The organism is Microvirga massiliensis, from assembly GCF_001006805.1.
Taxonomy (GTDB): Bacteria; Pseudomonadota; Alphaproteobacteria; order Rhizobiales; family Beijerinckiaceae; genus Microvirga; species Microvirga massiliensis.
On the sequence record NZ_LN811366.1, the window covers coordinates 86,266 to 100,469 of the forward strand.

Annotated in this window: 16 protein-coding genes; 3 read left to right on the forward strand and 13 right to left on the reverse strand. The window is 62.6% G+C overall.

Going from position 1 to position 14,204, the window contains the following annotated elements; all coding sequences use genetic code 11:
- Window positions 1-2 precede the first annotated feature (2 nt).
- Window positions 3-446, reverse strand: coding sequence for a PPC domain-containing DNA-binding protein (locus BN1233_RS36170; RefSeq protein ID WP_046868509.1), 444 nt, complete (start codon window positions 444-446; stop codon window positions 3-5).
- A 637-nt stretch (window positions 447-1,083) separates the two neighbouring features.
- Between BN1233_RS36170 and BN1233_RS50230 the strand changes: the two genes are divergently transcribed.
- Complete coding sequence (locus BN1233_RS50230; RefSeq protein ID WP_244470639.1) at window positions 1,084-1,794, forward strand: helix-hairpin-helix domain-containing protein; 711 nt, start codon at window positions 1,084-1,086, stop codon at window positions 1,792-1,794.
- 148 nt (window positions 1,795-1,942) lie between these two features.
- The gene (locus BN1233_RS36185) at window positions 1,943-2,704 is read left to right on the forward strand and encodes an endonuclease III domain-containing protein (protein ID WP_082145862.1); all 762 of its coding nucleotides are present in this window, start codon (window positions 1,943-1,945) and stop codon (window positions 2,702-2,704) included.
- Window positions 2,705-3,048: 344 nt separating this feature from the next.
- Here BN1233_RS36185 and BN1233_RS36190 read toward each other — a convergent pair whose 3' ends face one another.
- A complete protein-coding gene (locus BN1233_RS36190; protein WP_046868511.1) occupies window positions 3,049-3,312 on the reverse strand; it encodes a GlsB/YeaQ/YmgE family stress response membrane protein in 264 nt (87 codons plus the stop codon).
- A 306-nt stretch (window positions 3,313-3,618) separates the two neighbouring features.
- Between BN1233_RS36190 and BN1233_RS36195 the strand changes: the two genes are divergently transcribed.
- Window positions 3,619-3,915 (forward strand): YgaP family membrane protein, encoded by a 297-nt coding sequence (locus BN1233_RS36195; RefSeq protein WP_425311778.1) that lies wholly within the window; start codon window positions 3,619-3,621, stop codon window positions 3,913-3,915.
- 134 nt (window positions 3,916-4,049) lie between these two features.
- On the opposite strand, the gene BN1233_RS36200 is transcribed toward BN1233_RS36195, so the two are convergent.
- The 11 genes from BN1233_RS36200 to BN1233_RS36250 form a co-directional block, all read right to left on the reverse strand.
- A complete protein-coding gene (locus BN1233_RS36200; protein WP_425311779.1) occupies window positions 4,050-5,561 on the reverse strand; it encodes a tripartite tricarboxylate transporter permease in 1,512 nt (503 codons plus the stop codon).
- A 2-nt stretch (window positions 5,562-5,563) separates the two neighbouring features.
- On the reverse strand, window positions 5,564-6,067 hold the full coding sequence (locus BN1233_RS36205; protein ID WP_046868513.1) for a tripartite tricarboxylate transporter TctB family protein: 504 nt from the start codon (window positions 6,065-6,067) through the stop codon (window positions 5,564-5,566).
- Window positions 6,068-6,137: 70 nt separating this feature from the next.
- Window positions 6,138-7,133, reverse strand: coding sequence for a tripartite tricarboxylate transporter substrate binding protein (locus tag BN1233_RS36210; RefSeq protein ID WP_046868514.1), 996 nt, complete (start codon window positions 7,131-7,133; stop codon window positions 6,138-6,140).
- 374 nt (window positions 7,134-7,507) lie between these two features.
- Window positions 7,508-7,900 carry a c-type cytochrome gene (locus tag BN1233_RS36215; RefSeq protein ID WP_082145866.1) on the reverse strand — a complete coding sequence of 131 codons (393 nt, stop codon included), beginning with the start codon at window positions 7,898-7,900 and terminating at the stop codon, window positions 7,508-7,510.
- A gap of 136 nt (window positions 7,901-8,036) precedes the next feature.
- Window positions 8,037-8,753 carry a DUF305 domain-containing protein gene (locus tag BN1233_RS36220; RefSeq protein ID WP_046868516.1) on the reverse strand — a complete coding sequence of 239 codons (717 nt, stop codon included), beginning with the start codon at window positions 8,751-8,753 and terminating at the stop codon, window positions 8,037-8,039.
- A gap of 150 nt (window positions 8,754-8,903) precedes the next feature.
- Window positions 8,904-9,218, reverse strand: coding sequence for a 2Fe-2S iron-sulfur cluster-binding protein (locus tag BN1233_RS36225; RefSeq protein WP_046868609.1), 315 nt, complete (start codon window positions 9,216-9,218; stop codon window positions 8,904-8,906).
- Window positions 9,219-9,437: 219 nt separating this feature from the next.
- Window positions 9,438-10,439, reverse strand: coding sequence for an FAD:protein FMN transferase (locus tag BN1233_RS36230; RefSeq protein ID WP_046868517.1), 1,002 nt, complete (start codon window positions 10,437-10,439; stop codon window positions 9,438-9,440).
- 14 nt (window positions 10,440-10,453) lie between these two features.
- On the reverse strand, window positions 10,454-11,050 hold the full coding sequence (locus BN1233_RS36235) for a nitrous oxide reductase accessory protein NosL (RefSeq protein ID WP_046868518.1): 597 nt from the start codon (window positions 11,048-11,050) through the stop codon (window positions 10,454-10,456).
- Complete coding sequence (locus tag BN1233_RS36240; protein ID WP_046868519.1) at window positions 11,047-11,877, reverse strand: ABC transporter permease; 831 nt, start codon at window positions 11,875-11,877, stop codon at window positions 11,047-11,049. The genes BN1233_RS36235 and BN1233_RS36240 overlap by 4 nt, the downstream gene beginning before the upstream one ends.
- Window positions 11,874-12,794 carry an ABC transporter ATP-binding protein gene (locus BN1233_RS36245; protein ID WP_046868520.1) on the reverse strand — a complete coding sequence of 307 codons (921 nt, stop codon included), beginning with the start codon at window positions 12,792-12,794 and terminating at the stop codon, window positions 11,874-11,876. The genes BN1233_RS36240 and BN1233_RS36245 overlap by 4 nt, the downstream gene beginning before the upstream one ends.
- The gene (locus BN1233_RS36250) at window positions 12,791-14,200 is read right to left on the reverse strand and encodes a nitrous oxide reductase family maturation protein NosD (RefSeq protein ID WP_046868521.1); all 1,410 of its coding nucleotides are present in this window, start codon (window positions 14,198-14,200) and stop codon (window positions 12,791-12,793) included. Before BN1233_RS36250 ends, BN1233_RS36245 begins: the two co-directional genes overlap by 4 nt.
- Window positions 14,201-14,204 lie beyond the last annotated feature (4 nt).

Here is a 14,204-nt window from a genome sequence, read left to right on the forward strand (position 1 = left end):
GGCTATGTCTCTATCTGGATCAACGAAAGACCCGTTTTCGGATCGTGCCTTCGCTTGAGATGCTCCGGCGACTCGATGAGTACCACTTCGAGCGTAGGCCGGACGAGGCCTGTCGCAAGGTGTCCCGCCACGGCCGTGCCGTCCCGTCTTCCAAGCACGGCGTGAATGTGGAGGGCGGGTCCGCCGCTGTCGTCCTGTCCGATATCGCCGAGAAGCGAAGCGACCTCCACCTGCTCGCGAACCGGGATGTCCTCATAGGCTTTCGATCCCCAATCGAAGTACCGAAGGCCGGCTCTCTCGAATGCACCGATCGCAGTGATCTGAGCCGCCGTTATGTTTTCTTCTCGCGAGAGCCGCAGCAGACTTTCGGTGACCTCATCGCCTGTTTCCAGAATTGCGACGATGGTGCGCTGACCATGACTTTCGTGGATCGTGCGGAACCGCATCGGCGTGCTCCTTCAGCAGTGTGCCCCGGCCCAACCCGAATGGAATCGTAGAATTTTGGCCTGTGGCGACAGGTTGCGCGCTGTCTCGCCGGTATGGTCAGCGAGAATGATCACAATCGAAGAGGCACCCCGGCCAGACGGAAGGTTGCCGTTACAATGAATTGGACTTTGGGCGGGATTCGGAAAGGTCCAGAGGTTATTGCTTGGCACCCCGCGGATGAATTCTGCTGATGGCCGAATTGGCGAAGAGCCACAATGCCTCGCTGAGGGAGGGCCTGCGGCTGGCAGAGGGCAAGTAGAGCTGCAAGCAGCGGAGAGGGGTATGGTGAGCCTGTAGGACGCCGACACAGACACGCCGGCGAATGCTCGGGGCGAGAAGCTGGTTTCCTGCAGGCTCACCAATGACAATGGAGCCCGTCGCAGGTCGTTCCTGCCTTGGAACGGAGAGCGTACGCTCCCAGACCAAGGTTGTTCTTCCCAAGCGGGAGCGGCGGGATTTTCATTCTGGACCACCGCTGCCCAGCCGGCCGAAGGAGGGCTGGCAAACTGCTGCGCTTCCATTTTGCGGAATTGCTGCCCAGACTGCGCCACACCCTGAGTCTACGGGCTAGGTATCACTGTCGCGGTCCCAAGCCTCATGCGAGTTGATCATCTTCCCCAGGCCCATGCTCCTCTCCGCGGGCTCCTCAATGTCCTCCTCCGCCTCCTGTCCCTGATCCTGCTCGTGGGATTGGCGGCTGCAGCGATGCAGGTGCTGCCGAGCCATGAGGAGAGGCCAGCGGCGGTAGCCGCAGCACAGGATAGCGTGCGTTCGGCCCAAAGAGCCGGGCCGCAGGGCCCCTCGAGACCCGAGCAGGCGCAGGGTACCGGACCTCGGGTCGTATACGCAGGACCTATTGCCACAGCCCCAGCGCCACAGCGTGCTCCTGATCTCCCAGCTCAGGATGTCTCGTCCTTCGCAAGGGCCGGCTCGGTTTCCGCCGACGAGCAATTCGATGCTGCTGGGGCCGCCACGGCCAGCTCCGTATCAGCACTTGCCTCTCAGACTGCCCGCGAAGCCGAAATCATCGTGCCAACCGCTGTGACGGGATCTCCGGCCGCACAACGCGACCAGCCTCAAGTCGCAGCAATCGAAGACATGGCCGAACCAGCTGAGACCTCGGCCGCCCGGCTCGTGAATATCAACACGGCCACGCTCGAGGACCTCAACGGGCTCAGGGGGGCTCGGAGGATCGGGCGCGCCATCGTTCGCGGGCGTCCCTATACCTCGATCGAAGATCTGTTGAAGAAGCGGGTGCTCAATCGCACCACCTTCAATCGCGTCAAGGATCAGATCACCGTAGACTGACGGAGAATCGTTCCGGCTGGCCGCGGGAGCCGGCGTTCGGGTGAGCCCGAAGGCCGCGCCTATGAGATGGGCCTGGTTTACTCAATCGCGGGCGCAAACTGCACAGCCCATGTGGAACCCTTCGCAGGTTCCGCGGTTTTTCCGGCCCATGGCTTGTGGACCGCAGGACTTGCAGGAGAAGGCGATCGACATTCATCATCGCCTGTGCGCGGTCTATGGCTGTCCGATCCCATATTTCCACAGCTACGACCCGCTGAGTGAGCTGATCTCCTCGCTGCTGTCGCACCGCACGCGCAACGCAGATTCGGGTCGGGCCTACACGGCACTCGAGGCACGATACCCGGATTGGGTTGCAGTGCGAGACGCACCGGCCGAGGATATCGAGGCTACGATCGAGGGTGTCACTTGGCCGGAGCAGAAGGCGCCGCGGATTCAAGCCGTGCTACGCACGATTACGGAGCGCTGTGGGGAACTCTCGCTGGATTTCCTCGGCGACATGTCGGTCTCGGAAGCGCGAGCCTGGCTTCAGAGTATCACAGGGATCGGTCCGAAGACCAGCGCAGCGGTGCTCGCGTTCTCGACCCTACGCAAGGCAGCGCTCCCCGTGGACAGCCATCACCACCGGGTGGCGCAACGCACGGGACTCATTCCTTTGTCACTCGGTGTCGGCCCAGCCCATGCCGTCCTGGCCGCACAACTGCCGCCAGACTGGGACGCACAGGCCGTCTACGACAATCACCAGGTCCTGATGCTCCATGGACAGCGGGTTTGCTTCTTCACGAACCCGGCCTGCAACCGCTGTGTGCTGCTCGATCTCTGCCCGACTGGGCAAGCACGGATGCAGGGGAGTCATACGGCACCCCATGCGAACACGGAATTGACAAGACTTCACCGTCGTGGTGCCACCTAGCGCTGGGTAAAACCGGCATCTGGCGGCCGTCACATAGCCCCGATGGTGATCCGACGGGGTCTGTCCAAGACGATGAGGGTGCTTTCAGTCCGATGAACGGCGGTGCTGTAGAGCGGATTTGACAGTTCCTCCGCGTTTTGAGCAGTTAACCGTTTTCAGTGCTGACGAATGGGAGGAGATCCAGAGCAAGGACCACGGCCCGCTTCGCCGGGCTCCCAGTTTCTTGAGAGGACCGAGCAACTCGGCCTACCGTAGAGGTAAGCCGCGCTCGTCATGCACGCGAGCGATCTCGCCTTGTCGATTGCCTCTCCCCCCGGGGAGAGGCACTCAGCATTTGCAGCGCGTTACACGCTGGAACTGCGGTCCCTGGTTACCATGCCCCAGATTACGAGTACGATAACGGCACCGACGATCGCGCCAATCAGGCCCGCACCCTCGCCTGCGCGATACCAGCCGATCGCCTGACCGAGGTAGGTTGCGACGAATGCACCGATGATCCCAAGGATTGTTGTCAGGATGAAGCCGGAGGGCTCGTTCCGACCCGGCGTGATCAGCTTCGCGATCACGCCGGCAATGAATCCGATCACGATGGTCCAGATGATGCTCATGGCATAAGGTCCTCACACCTACATGCAACGCGTTCAATGCCTTCCGGTTCGACAAGCCTGCGGAAGCGCGGCAATTTCGGCGCCTGCAAGGGGAGGCTCAGGCAAGCGGCGATGACCGAGTGACAGCCCGGAGAGCTCGGCCGAGGCTTTATCGGTGGTCCAAGGAACTGGGCCACCCGTGATCGTCCTGGAGGCGGGCGTGCCCGGGGGTTCCCCGGCCAGATGGTGAGCACGATACTTTCTGGGGCAAGCCGGAACAGAGAAGCGACTGTTACGTTCGCCACTTGTTCTTCAGGAGATGGAACCGTGACAAGTTCGATGATGCACAGACAGGATAGCCCCCATGGGGAGGAGCAAAACCTCTCCTGGTCGGAGCGGGCAATCTACATCGCCGTAGGCCTTGGGCTTGCGGCGGCAGGGGCAAAGCCGCGCCCCAATCCGCTGCTCAACGTGCTTGCGCTGGCCGGAGGCTCGTATTTGGCTTGGCGCGGGTATGTCGGCCAATGCCCGCTCAAAGCGATGCTGGTCGACTCGAGAGATTCCGGTCAGGATAGATTCCCGGGACATCGGACGGGCGATCGGGTCGCTCAGTACAGCCACTAAACCCAACTTCTCGGTCAGGGCTCCTCGCCGTGTGGAGTCCTGATGCGGATGAGGGTGGCGCGTCGATTACCGTATTACCGCGAGCCGACCGTGCTCTCATCCTCTCCTGGACGGTAGCGCTGTGGGAGAATGCATTACCGTTCATGAACTCCTGCGAGAACTTGATTTTTCCTGAGCTTGCGATGCGCCCAGACAAAAAGCGGCCACACGAGGCACGCAAGCGTGATCCCTGCGAGCACGGCAGAGACGGGGCGCTCGAAGAACGGCAACACGCTTCCGTCGGACTTGATCAGCGAGGTCACGAGGTTCTGCTCGACCATCGTTCCCATGATGATGCCCAGAACGAGCGCCGCCACGGGATAACCGTTGGCTTCCATGAGGTATCCGACGACACCGAAGAGCGCAACGACGAGCACGGCAAAGAGATTGTTGCCGATCGCAAAGGAGCCGACTACCGCGCAAATAAGGATCAGTGGCATGATGGCGGAGCGCGGGGCGCGTAGGACCAGCGAAGCGGCGCGGATCATGACGATGCCGAGCGGGATCATGATGATGTTGGCGACCGCGAAGATGATGCAGAGCGCGTACATGCTGGAGGCACGCTCGGTGAACAGTGTTGGACCGGGATTGAGGCCCTTCATATAGAGGACGCCGATGGCGATGGCGGTGATGGTGTCTCCCGGAATGCCGAACAGAAGAGAGGGCACCCAACCGCTTGCAAGGCTCGCATTGTTGCTGGCGCCCGCCTCCACAAGGCCCTCGACATGGCCTGTGCCGAATTTCTTACGTTCTTTCGAGAAGCGCTTCGCCAGCGCATAGCTGACCCAGGCTGCCATGTCGGCGCCGGCGCCCGGGAGCACGCCGATGATGATGCCGACGAAATTGCCACGCGTCATCTGGCGCCAATACTTCTTGGTCAGCTGCCATTGCCCGGCCAGAATGCTCCCGAACTTTCGACGAGGAAGTCGGGGTGGTTCCGGCGCCGCAATGGCACGCATGACCTCCGATACTGCGAACACGCCCACCATTGCCGGTACGACTTCGATGCCGCCATAGAGATCCGTGAGCCCGAACGTGAAGCGTGGAACGCCTCCCGGGTTTTCAATTCCGATGCTGGATATGAGAAGGCCGGCGAGCATGCTGGCGATCGCCTTCACGGGCGATGACCGCGCTACGAGCGTTGCGCACATGAGGCCCAGGAATGCGAGCCAGAAATACTCATAGGTCGAGAAGTTCAGCGCCAGTTCTGCCAGCAAAGGCGCCATTAGGATGAGTGAGGCCGTTCCGGCGAGTCCTCCGAGAGCGCTGAACCAGAGGCCTGCTCCGAGTGCGAGCTCCGCCTGGCCTTTGCGGGTCATCGCATAGGCTTCGTCCGTATAGGCCGCCGAGGCCGGCGTGCCCGGAATGCGCAGAAGGCAGCCAGGAATGTCGCCGGAGAAGATGGCCATGGCCGAGGCAGAGATGATCGTTGCGATCGCCGCAATCGGAGACAGATAGAACGTGACCGGAACGAGGAGCGCCGTCGCCATCGTGGCCGAGAGGCCGGGCAGAGCGCCGACCACGAGCCCATAAACGGACGAGGCGATGATCGCGATCAGGACATCGGGAGCGGTAACGAGACCGAAGGCTTCGATAAACTGATCCATGATCACCAGGGCATGGGTACGAGGCCGGCTGGGAGCGGCACACGGAGCAACTTGTAGAAGACGAGGTGGACCAGGATCGGCGCCAGTAATGCGAGCGCAAGCGCATGGCTGAGCCGCGCCCCGAAGGCGAGCGCCGCGACGAGAATGACACCGGCCGCGGTCAGGAAGAACCCGAGGGTATCCACGACCAGGGCATAGAAGATCAGCAGGGCAGGTGGGATCAGGATCCGTAATCCCTGGAACCGGCCGGGTGCGGCCACGAACTCTCCTTCAGGAGGCAGGTCCGTATGCGCAGTGAGTTCGGCCTCGGCCTCTTCCTCGAACTGACGGCCAATCCCGAATGCAATCATGAGACCGCATAGACAAAGCCCGATGCCAATCACGAGCGGGAACACGTTCGGCCCGATCTGTTGGCCGGGAACCGGCGGGAGCTGTGTGCCTGCATAGGCGGCGATCGCCCCAAGAGCGAACGTGAATAGGCCGGTGGCGCGATCGGACAGGCGCATTCACCAACTCCCGATAGAAGGGCAAGGCAGGCGAGCCGGCGATGGTTCCGGCTCGCTCGAGACCAGGGCGTCAGACTTTTGCGAGACCGGCGGCCTTCATGGCCTTGCCCATCTGTTCGTCGGCAGAGTCCATGAACTGGGCGAAGGCCTGTGATTCGGCCCATTTCACGCCGAACCCGCGGCTCGACATGAACTCGTTGTATTCCTTCGACTCGTAGACCTTCTGCAGCGCCGGGATGAGCTTGCTCTGAACCTCCTGCGGCAGGTTTTTCGGTCCTGCAATGCCGCGCCACGCGCCGGTGGAGTAGTCGATCCCGAGTTCCTCCTTGAGGGTCGGTACGTTCGGGAAGGTCGGGTTGCGCTCCTTGGCCATGATGGCAAGGCTCCTTGCTTTGCCGGCCTCGATCATGGCCCGCCCCTCGGGAACCGAGCAGGTCACGATATCCAGCCCACCCGCCGCAAGGTCCTGCATCGCAGGCGCCGCGCCGTTGGACGGCACCCAGGCGACGTGATCCGGTTTCAGGCCCATGGCCTGCAGCCACCCGACGAGTGCGAGGTGCCAGATTCCGCCCTGACCGGTGCCCGAAGCCTTCAATTTGCCGGGCGGCGCGGCCTTGATAGCCTCCGCGAGTTCCTTGACATTCTTATAGGAGCTGCTCCCGGTGACCTGAATTCCGGGTGGGTCCTCGTTCATCAGCGCAAGCGGCGTATAGCTCCGCGGCGTGAGCTCCGTCAGGCCCTGCCAATGCATCATCGAGATTTCGACGGTGATGATGCCGAGGTTGTAGCCGTCCGGATTGGCGGACGCGATCGCCTGGTGACCGACCACGCCGCTGCCGCCCGTCCGATTGACGACGTTCACGGGCTGGCCCAACTCCTTCTCCAGAAGCCCAGCCACGATACGGGCCGTGGCGTCGGTCCCGCCCCCAGCACCCCAGGGGCAGATCATCGTAATCGGGCGATTCGGGTAGCCGCTCTGAGCTGAAGTTGGCCTGAGACCCAACCCTGCTGCCGAGCCGGCAGCTCCAGCCGCCACCATGAATCCACGCCGCGTGAACGAAGCCATTCTGTTTCCTCCGCGATGCCACGGCTTGGTGCCGTGGCTTTATTGACGAGCGTAACGGTAACACCGCGGCCGAGCGGCCTCAACACATCCATTGCTCACCATGACATTGCGTCAACAGGGACCGGCGCGGCGCACGCCCGGGGGAGCCACTGCTGCGCGACTCCAGCGCCAGAGCGCGAATGAGAACGCCTCTTTCCCACGTCTTCGGGTTTCAAGGCACGGGCACCCACCTCCAGAGCAGAGTGGCGTCGGATTTCGAGGAGCCGTACACAAAAGAAACCACCCGCGCTTCTTCCTGCGCGGGTGGCGAATAGCCGTAGAGCCAGAGAATGAGTGTTGTCCGCCCTCGCTATCGGCCGCGAATAACCCTCAGGTCAGCGGCTGGCGTACTTTGCGGAGTCGAGCGACGAAGTCTTCTTTCCGCTGGCATCGTACTGCTTGAGGAAGGCAATCAGATCGTTGATCTTCTCTTCGTCTTTCAACCCGGCATAGACCATCTTCGTGCCAGGAACTTTTGCCTTGGGATTTTTGATATACTCGTGGAACGTCGCCTCATCCCATGTGAGACCGGAGTTCTTCATGGCAGCCGAATAGCTGTATCCTTCGACCGAGCCGGCCTTGCGGCCGATCAGGCCATTGAGCTCCGGTCCGACGCCGTTCTTCGCTGTCTCGCCGATCTGGTGGCACGCGCGGCACTGCGCGAAGACCTTCGCGCCATCCTCGGCACTGGGATCGGCCGATGCAGATGCCAGAGGGGTCGCTGCCATGAGCACGAAGGCGAGGCCGGTGAGAACTCTATGCATTTACTGCTCCTCCGGAGAAGGTGAGATCCGGTTGAAACGAGGGGGCGTTACAACCAGTTCCCTATAAGCGAATATGAGCGGCTCACGTCAACCGCCTAGCTCAGTCCGGTAGCTTTTTCGCTCCCGGCTTCCCGACCGTGCCGGTCGCGAGCGGCTGCCCGTTGGTTCCCGAACTCGCAGTCTGGAGAATTCTCTGAGCTTCGGAAAGCTGCGCCTTCAGCTCGGGCAGAGCGGAACTCGTCAGCTCCTCGAAGCCTGATTCTTGCGACAGGCGCTGCAGCGCGGAGATGGTCTCAGGGTAATTCTGTGCCACCCACTGAGCCAGGCTAACCCCGAATTGCTTCTCGTCTGCCTGCCGAGCCAGACTGTCAAAGGTCGCACGCTGATCCGCCGGCATTTGTTCCGACGCCCGGAGGCCAGGCACAGCGGCGGTCAATGCCCTGTTGATTCGGCTGTTCGTCACGAACATCCGATCGCCCAGCTCGTGAGCGGCTTCGCTGGCGTGGCGATCCGCAGCGAGATTCCCATACTGCTGAGCCGTCACCGTGTTTTCAGCAAGTGATTCGACCGTCTGGCGGATCTCGGGGGAGAGCGATTGCGCCGAGCTGGTCACGCTGGACCCTACCTGCGGCGCATGCACCGTGCCACCATGGCTTTCCGGCCGCCCGCCATCTTTGAACGGATCGGCCGGCGGGTTGCTGGTCGGTTCGGGTGAGGCTCGGGACGGGGTTGTCGAGGGGGCTTGACCCTGTTGAGCCAAGGCCGGTGGGATCGCGAGGAGAGCGCACAGAGCAGTCGCCGCGAGTTGTAACTTCATGTTCAGACCTCCTGCATCGTGTCGGAGGTCAATTGCGAGAAATCCGCGAGGTTACTCTTGCCAAGCTGCGCTCGACCCTTTCGCTGGAGGATCAGCCCGGAAGAGCCCCATACTACCGCGGGCGCGGTAAATCGACCGAAATGGGAAGCGTCAGGCAGCCTTCGGCAGCGCCACTTCGAGGCCGTCCAACTCTTCGTTCCAGAGAATCTGGCAGGCAAGCCGCGTGTTCGGCGTCACGAGCGGCAATTCGTCGAGTTTCGCTTCCTCTTCCTCGGAGCGCGGCGGGAGACGGGCCCGCCATGTGTCGGCGACTTCGACATGGCACATTCCGCAACTCGCCGCGCCGCCGCACTCGCAACCGATCGGGAGCCCCCAATCCCGAATGATTTCCATGAGACGCCAGCCGTCCTCCGCTTCGAGGACATGGCGACAACCCTGCGGGTCGATGACGATCGCGACACTCATGAGCACGATTCCTGGAGCACGTGCAGGCATGTCGGGCCAACTGTCCGGCTTCATGCGGATACGACGGCACGGCCGAGCCTGCCTCTCGGGGGTCCCTATACGCGAGAGGAGGAGGGCTCTCTTTGATCGGGATCAAGCCCAGTCGGGCATGCGACGATGCTCTGGAGGACCCTTGCGCCGGCGCACAGACTGCGGTCCCGACTCGCCGTGGCTGCGTTCTCAGGCGGCGCTCAGAATCCTTCGCTCGCCGGAAGTGGATGTCAGATGGACCTTCCCGCGCCCCAGGCTTCGAAGTACTCCTTCGATCTCCTCCTGTGAGAGAATAGCGAAAGCCGTCGACAAGGCGTCTGCCTCCGTTGCTGTGGGTGTAATGGTGGTCACGCTCGCATGCCTGTTCGGCGAGAGGCCAGTGCGCGGATCGAAGAGATGGGTGAAACGCCCCTCTGGGTCGAAGCGGAAACCATAGCCGCCGGAGGTCGCGACAGCGCGATCGGTAATCCGAAGCGTTTCCGACACGCGCAACGGCTCGTTCGGATCGGCAATGCCTATGGCCCAGGCGCTCCCATCCGGACGGGAGCCTATAGCGCGGGTTTCCCCCATATCCACAAGGCTGTGCGCGATCCCGGCGGACCGCAGGAGATTGACGACGTGATCGGTCGCGAAGCCCTGCGCAATACCGTTCAGGGTTAGGGCTACGCCATGCCGGCCGAGCGCGACCCGATTCTCATCAAACACCACGGCTCCGAAGCCCACCCGTGAGAGGGCGGTCTGAAGCGCTTCTTTGGACGGTCCACGCGGATCGGCTCCGGGTCGCGTGAAGTGATCACTGTAAAGCGTCCAAAGCGCTTGGACCGTTGGGTCGAAGGCACCGCCGGTCATCTCGAAATAGCGGCGGCACTCGCGCAGCACGGTGACGAGTTCCGGCGGTGGGGCGACGAGGAAACCCTGACGGTTCAGAGATACGAGAGCCGAGCCGTCCTGATAAAGACTGAAAATCCGCTCGAGCCGGCGAACCTCGGCGAGCGCACGTTCCACGAGAGACTCGGCCGCGACGCGGTCATGATGATGGATCTGCAGAGTTGCCACTGCGCCCATGGCCTCGCCGCGCCAACTGACGACATGTGCCTCCGCCCTAACGACACGTCCGAGCGGAAGCAGGCTCAGGCCGGCGGCTGCCGCCGAGACTCCGATGAGGCGTCTGCGCGAAACGAGCGGAGCCATGACACGTCTCCTGTTCAGTGCGCCTGCCCGGGACGATGTGCCGAAGGCGCCGGGTGGTCGTGCTCCGCAGCCTCGACATCGTGCTCATCGTCGACGGAACTCGTCTCCTCGAGCGTGCCGAGGACGTAGTCTTTCGGGATGTCTGAAAAGGAGACGATCTGCCCGCCATTCTCGGCTGCGAATTTCTCCGCAGCAGCCCGGTCGGAGAACGGGACCGTCTCGGGAGCGCCCATGCCGCCCTTCATGCGACTGCCGACCACGAAGACGGCCTGCTTCGCGTCCACCCAATTCGTTTCACCGGGCTCGTCCCACGAGGGCGCCTTGGCCATGTCGGATACATAGATGGCCGCAATGTCCTTCGGCTCCTCCGGCAGCATCGTGAAGGAGACGGCGTCACGCGCTGACGAGAACCATACGGGCTCCCGGCGGCTCGCGAGAATGATCTGCCCCTTCGGCCCGGTGTGCTCCAGGACGTTCATCCCGCAATAGTGGCCGACGGCAGAGGCCGTCAGCTCATGTGCGGGCGGAGGCGCTGCCGCGGTCTTCTGTTCGTTGCAGGCGCCGAGTGTCAGCGTTCCGATCAGGACGCCGGCAATGGCGAGGAATCTCATAATTCTCTCCTGGAAAAAGCGAGCGCCGCGAGCCCGAGCGGCACGAGAGCCCATGCCGCGAGTGCGGAGACGAGGACCGTCGCGCTCAAGGTGGCGTTGTCCGCGATTCCGGCCATGCCCGACAGCGCGCTCACATTGGCGAAACCGGACAGGTTTAGGATTCGATATACGTCGGTCGGGTTGAGAAGGAGCAGAGCGCTGAGGAGGCCACCCGTAACATTCTGCCCCTGGTCAACGACCAGCAGGCCGAGGAGGGCCATGTCGTAGATCAGCACGAACACGAGCCAGATCCCGACCGCGATGCCGCCGGCCGTGCCGCGGTCCCGGACCAGGGCGCTGACGAGATAGCCGACGGCAATGAAAACCGCGCCGAGTAGTACGGAAGAGCCGATCATCGATGCGAATGCCGCCCAGCTCTCCGGATAGATCTCGGCGCCGGTCGCGAGGAGGGCTCCCGCAGCTGCGCCGTAGCCGAGCAGCGTCGCAAAGGCGAGGATCGCAAGATGCCCGACGAACTTGCCGAGAAGCACCTGCCAGCGCGCCACCGGATAGCTCAACAACAGCAGCATGGTGCCGCGCTCCATCTCGCCGACGATGGCATCGTGCGAGATCAGCAGTGCGATCAGCGGCAGGAGGAAGATCGTCAGACTCGAGAGGCTCACGATCACGACGTCGAGCGCTCGGACGCCAACATTCCCCGTCGGCGCGCTCCCCAGGAAGGTGAGTGTCAGCGCGAGCGCTGCGAGGAGGAGCGTGGTCGCGAGAACCCACCGGTTCCTGAAACCCTCCTGAATCTCCTTGCGCGCGACGATCAGGATGTTCCTCATTGCACTGCCTCCTGCGTGCGAAGGAAGTGCGCATAGAGCTCATCCAAGGTCGGCGGGACCACGTCGAGATCTTCGACCGGAGCGCCTTCTCCCATAGCACGCCTGAGCACCGCGATCTTCTGTTCGTGAGCGGCGTCGATCTCGACGAAATGGCCGTTGACGCGACGCCAATCATCGACGGGGCCCAGCCATCTCGGGATGTCGCTGAGTGCTTCGTCCGTGACCTTCAGGCGGATGCGCGTCGGGAGCCGTGCGATGCGACGGAGTTCGTCGAGTGTGCCGTCGGCGACTTTCAGTCCCCGATTCATGATGATGACCCGTCCGGCCCGCTCCTCCAGTTCGGTCAGGGCGTGCGAGGACAGGAGCACGGTCGCGCCGCGCGCGCGCAACTCCTCGACAATATCATAGAAGGTCTGGCGCAAAGCCGGATCCAGACCGGTAGTTGGCTCATCGAGAAGGAGAATACGCGGCTCCCCGAGCAGCGCCTGCGCCAGACCGAGGCGCTGACGCATGCCTTTCGAATAGGTGCCCACCCTTCGATCCGCGGCATGGGTGAGGCCGACACGTTCGAGTAGTGACGCGACCTCGCGCTTGTTCTGCCGCTTCAGGCGCGCATAGAAGGCGAGCGTCTCCTGTCCAGTCAGCGCCGTGTTGAAAGAGACGTTCTCGGGAAGGTATCCGAGCCGGCGCCGCGCGGCGAATTCACCGGCGGCAGGATCATCGCCCAGCACTCTGATGGTCCCGGAGGTTGGACGGATGAGGCCCAGCATCAGCTTCATGAGAGTGGTCTTGCCCGCCCCGTTGTGGCCGACGAGCGCGATCGTTTCCCCCTCGCCAAGAGTGAGCGAGACACCACGAACAGCCTCGACCTTCCCGAAGCGCTTCACGACACGGTGAATCTCGACGGTGTCGGTCACGGCACGCGCCTTTCCGCAACCCTCCCGACGGCCTGCGGGCGCGGCGGAGGTTTCATGAGAGGATGGCTGTCGACAACGCCACCGGGCAAAAGAGCGGGAAACTGCGCCTGCGCCCAGCGGATCACCTGCACGGCCGGACTATTGACCAGGACCTTTGCCAGCGGGGCGGTCCACAAGACCTTGTCGACGAGATCGTTCGGCCGATAGGCGCTATCCCCGATCCCATCACCATTCAGATCGAAGGCCGGATTATCGCTCCAGAAATTGCCGCGCCCGTCCTTCGACCAGTCGAGATAGCGCGTGCCGACATATTTCACCTGGTTGCGGTTTCCCAGAAAAGCGTTTCCGACGATGTCGTTACCCTCCGAACCTGCCGTGAAGTGAATGCCGATCTCACACCCTTCGAACCAGTTGTCACGGAACCGGTTCTTGTTGGCATTATAGATGAAGACGCATTTCGTCGGGCCTGGCCGGGCGCCCTCGGCAACGGCCGGAGCAGCTTCGTCAGCGGCAGGCAGGCCGTGCTCGCGCGTCTCCTTGGAGCGCATGCCGGACGTCGCCCAGCGCTCGGCAGGCTGGAGCCGCCCGAGAACCATGTTGCCGGAGATCTGCGATCCGTTGGCGTAGTTGAACAGGAAGCCGTGATCGCGATCGCCGTCCGACACGTTTCCGGTGATCTTCAGCCGATTCGAAAACATGATCGCGTAGCCGACCGTGTTTCCGGTCGACACGTTGTCGGAGACCTCGCTGTCGTTCGTGTACATGTAGTGGATGGCGAAGCGCAGGTCGCTGAACCGGTTTCCGCTGAAGACATTGCGCTTGCTGGTGACGGCGAAGATGCCGTCCCGTCCGAAACGGACGGTGTTGTCGAGAACCTTGGCACCGGGCGCGTTCCAGACCGAAAATCCATTACCAGCCTCGTTCACGCGGCCTTCCTCGATCCCGATGATCTCGTTCCTTTGCGCAACCGAATTCTCGGCTCCGTGCAAATAGATGCCGTAGAGGTTGCCCTCGACACGGTTCTGCTCGACGAGAGCTCCGGTTGCCGCTTTCTCGACGAAGATCCCTGAATCCATGGCTTCGAGGTTCATGCCCGAACCTCTGACCGTCAGCCCGCGCACGACGGCTCCGGGGGCTGAAACGGTCACGACGCTTCCTTGCCCGTTCCCTCGAATGATGGCGCCAGTCTCTCCCTCGAGCGTCACCTTCTTGGTGAGCCTGACCGGGCCACGGTGTTCGCCGCTTTCGAGGACGATCACATCGTCGTCGGACGCGGCGTCGACGATCTGTTGAAGAGGTGTTTCGCCGGATTGGACGGATATGCGCTCTGCCCATGCCGGCACAGCGAGACCGGCGGCGAAAGCCGCCGCCGATCCCAGGCGCACGACTGTGCGGATATCTCTCATATCG

Bases quoted from the DNA above. Each gene is read 5' to 3' on its own strand.
- BN1233_RS36185 (WP_082145862.1), top strand. From the start codon at position 1,943: ATGGCTTGTGGACCGCAGGACTTGCAGGAGAAGGCGATCGACATTCAT.
- BN1233_RS36225 (WP_046868609.1), bottom strand. From the start codon at position 9,218: ATGAGTGTCGCGATCGTCATCGACCCGCAGGGTTGTCGCCATGTCCTC.
- BN1233_RS36170 (WP_046868509.1), bottom strand. From the start codon at position 446: ATGCGGTTCCGCACGATCCACGAAAGTCATGGTCAGCGCACCATCGTC.
- BN1233_RS36210 (WP_046868514.1), bottom strand. From the start codon at position 7,133: ATGGCTTCGTTCACGCGGCGTGGATTCATGGTGGCGGCTGGAGCTGCC.
- BN1233_RS36215 (WP_082145866.1), bottom strand. From the start codon at position 7,900: ATGGCAGCGACCCCTCTGGCATCTGCATCGGCCGATCCCAGTGCCGAG.
- BN1233_RS36200 (WP_425311779.1), bottom strand. From the start codon at position 5,561: ATGGATCAGTTTATCGAAGCCTTCGGTCTCGTTACCGCTCCCGATGTC.
- BN1233_RS36250 (WP_046868521.1), bottom strand. From the start codon at position 14,200: ATGAGAGATATCCGCACAGTCGTGCGCCTGGGATCGGCGGCGGCTTTC.
- BN1233_RS36190 (WP_046868511.1), bottom strand. From the start codon at position 3,312: ATGAGCATCATCTGGACCATCGTGATCGGATTCATTGCCGGCGTGATC.
- BN1233_RS36230 (WP_046868517.1), bottom strand. From the start codon at position 10,439: ATGGCTCCGCTCGTTTCGCGCAGACGCCTCATCGGAGTCTCGGCGGCA.
- BN1233_RS36240 (WP_046868519.1), bottom strand. From the start codon at position 11,877: ATGAGGAACATCCTGATCGTCGCGCGCAAGGAGATTCAGGAGGGTTTC.
- BN1233_RS36220 (WP_046868516.1), bottom strand. From the start codon at position 8,753: ATGAAGTTACAACTCGCGGCGACTGCTCTGTGCGCTCTCCTCGCGATC.
- BN1233_RS36205 (WP_046868513.1), bottom strand. From the start codon at position 6,067: ATGCGCCTGTCCGATCGCGCCACCGGCCTATTCACGTTCGCTCTTGGG.
- BN1233_RS36235 (WP_046868518.1), bottom strand. From the start codon at position 11,050: ATGAGATTCCTCGCCATTGCCGGCGTCCTGATCGGAACGCTGACACTC.
- BN1233_RS50230 (WP_244470639.1), top strand. From the start codon at position 1,084: ATGCGAGTTGATCATCTTCCCCAGGCCCATGCTCCTCTCCGCGGGCTC.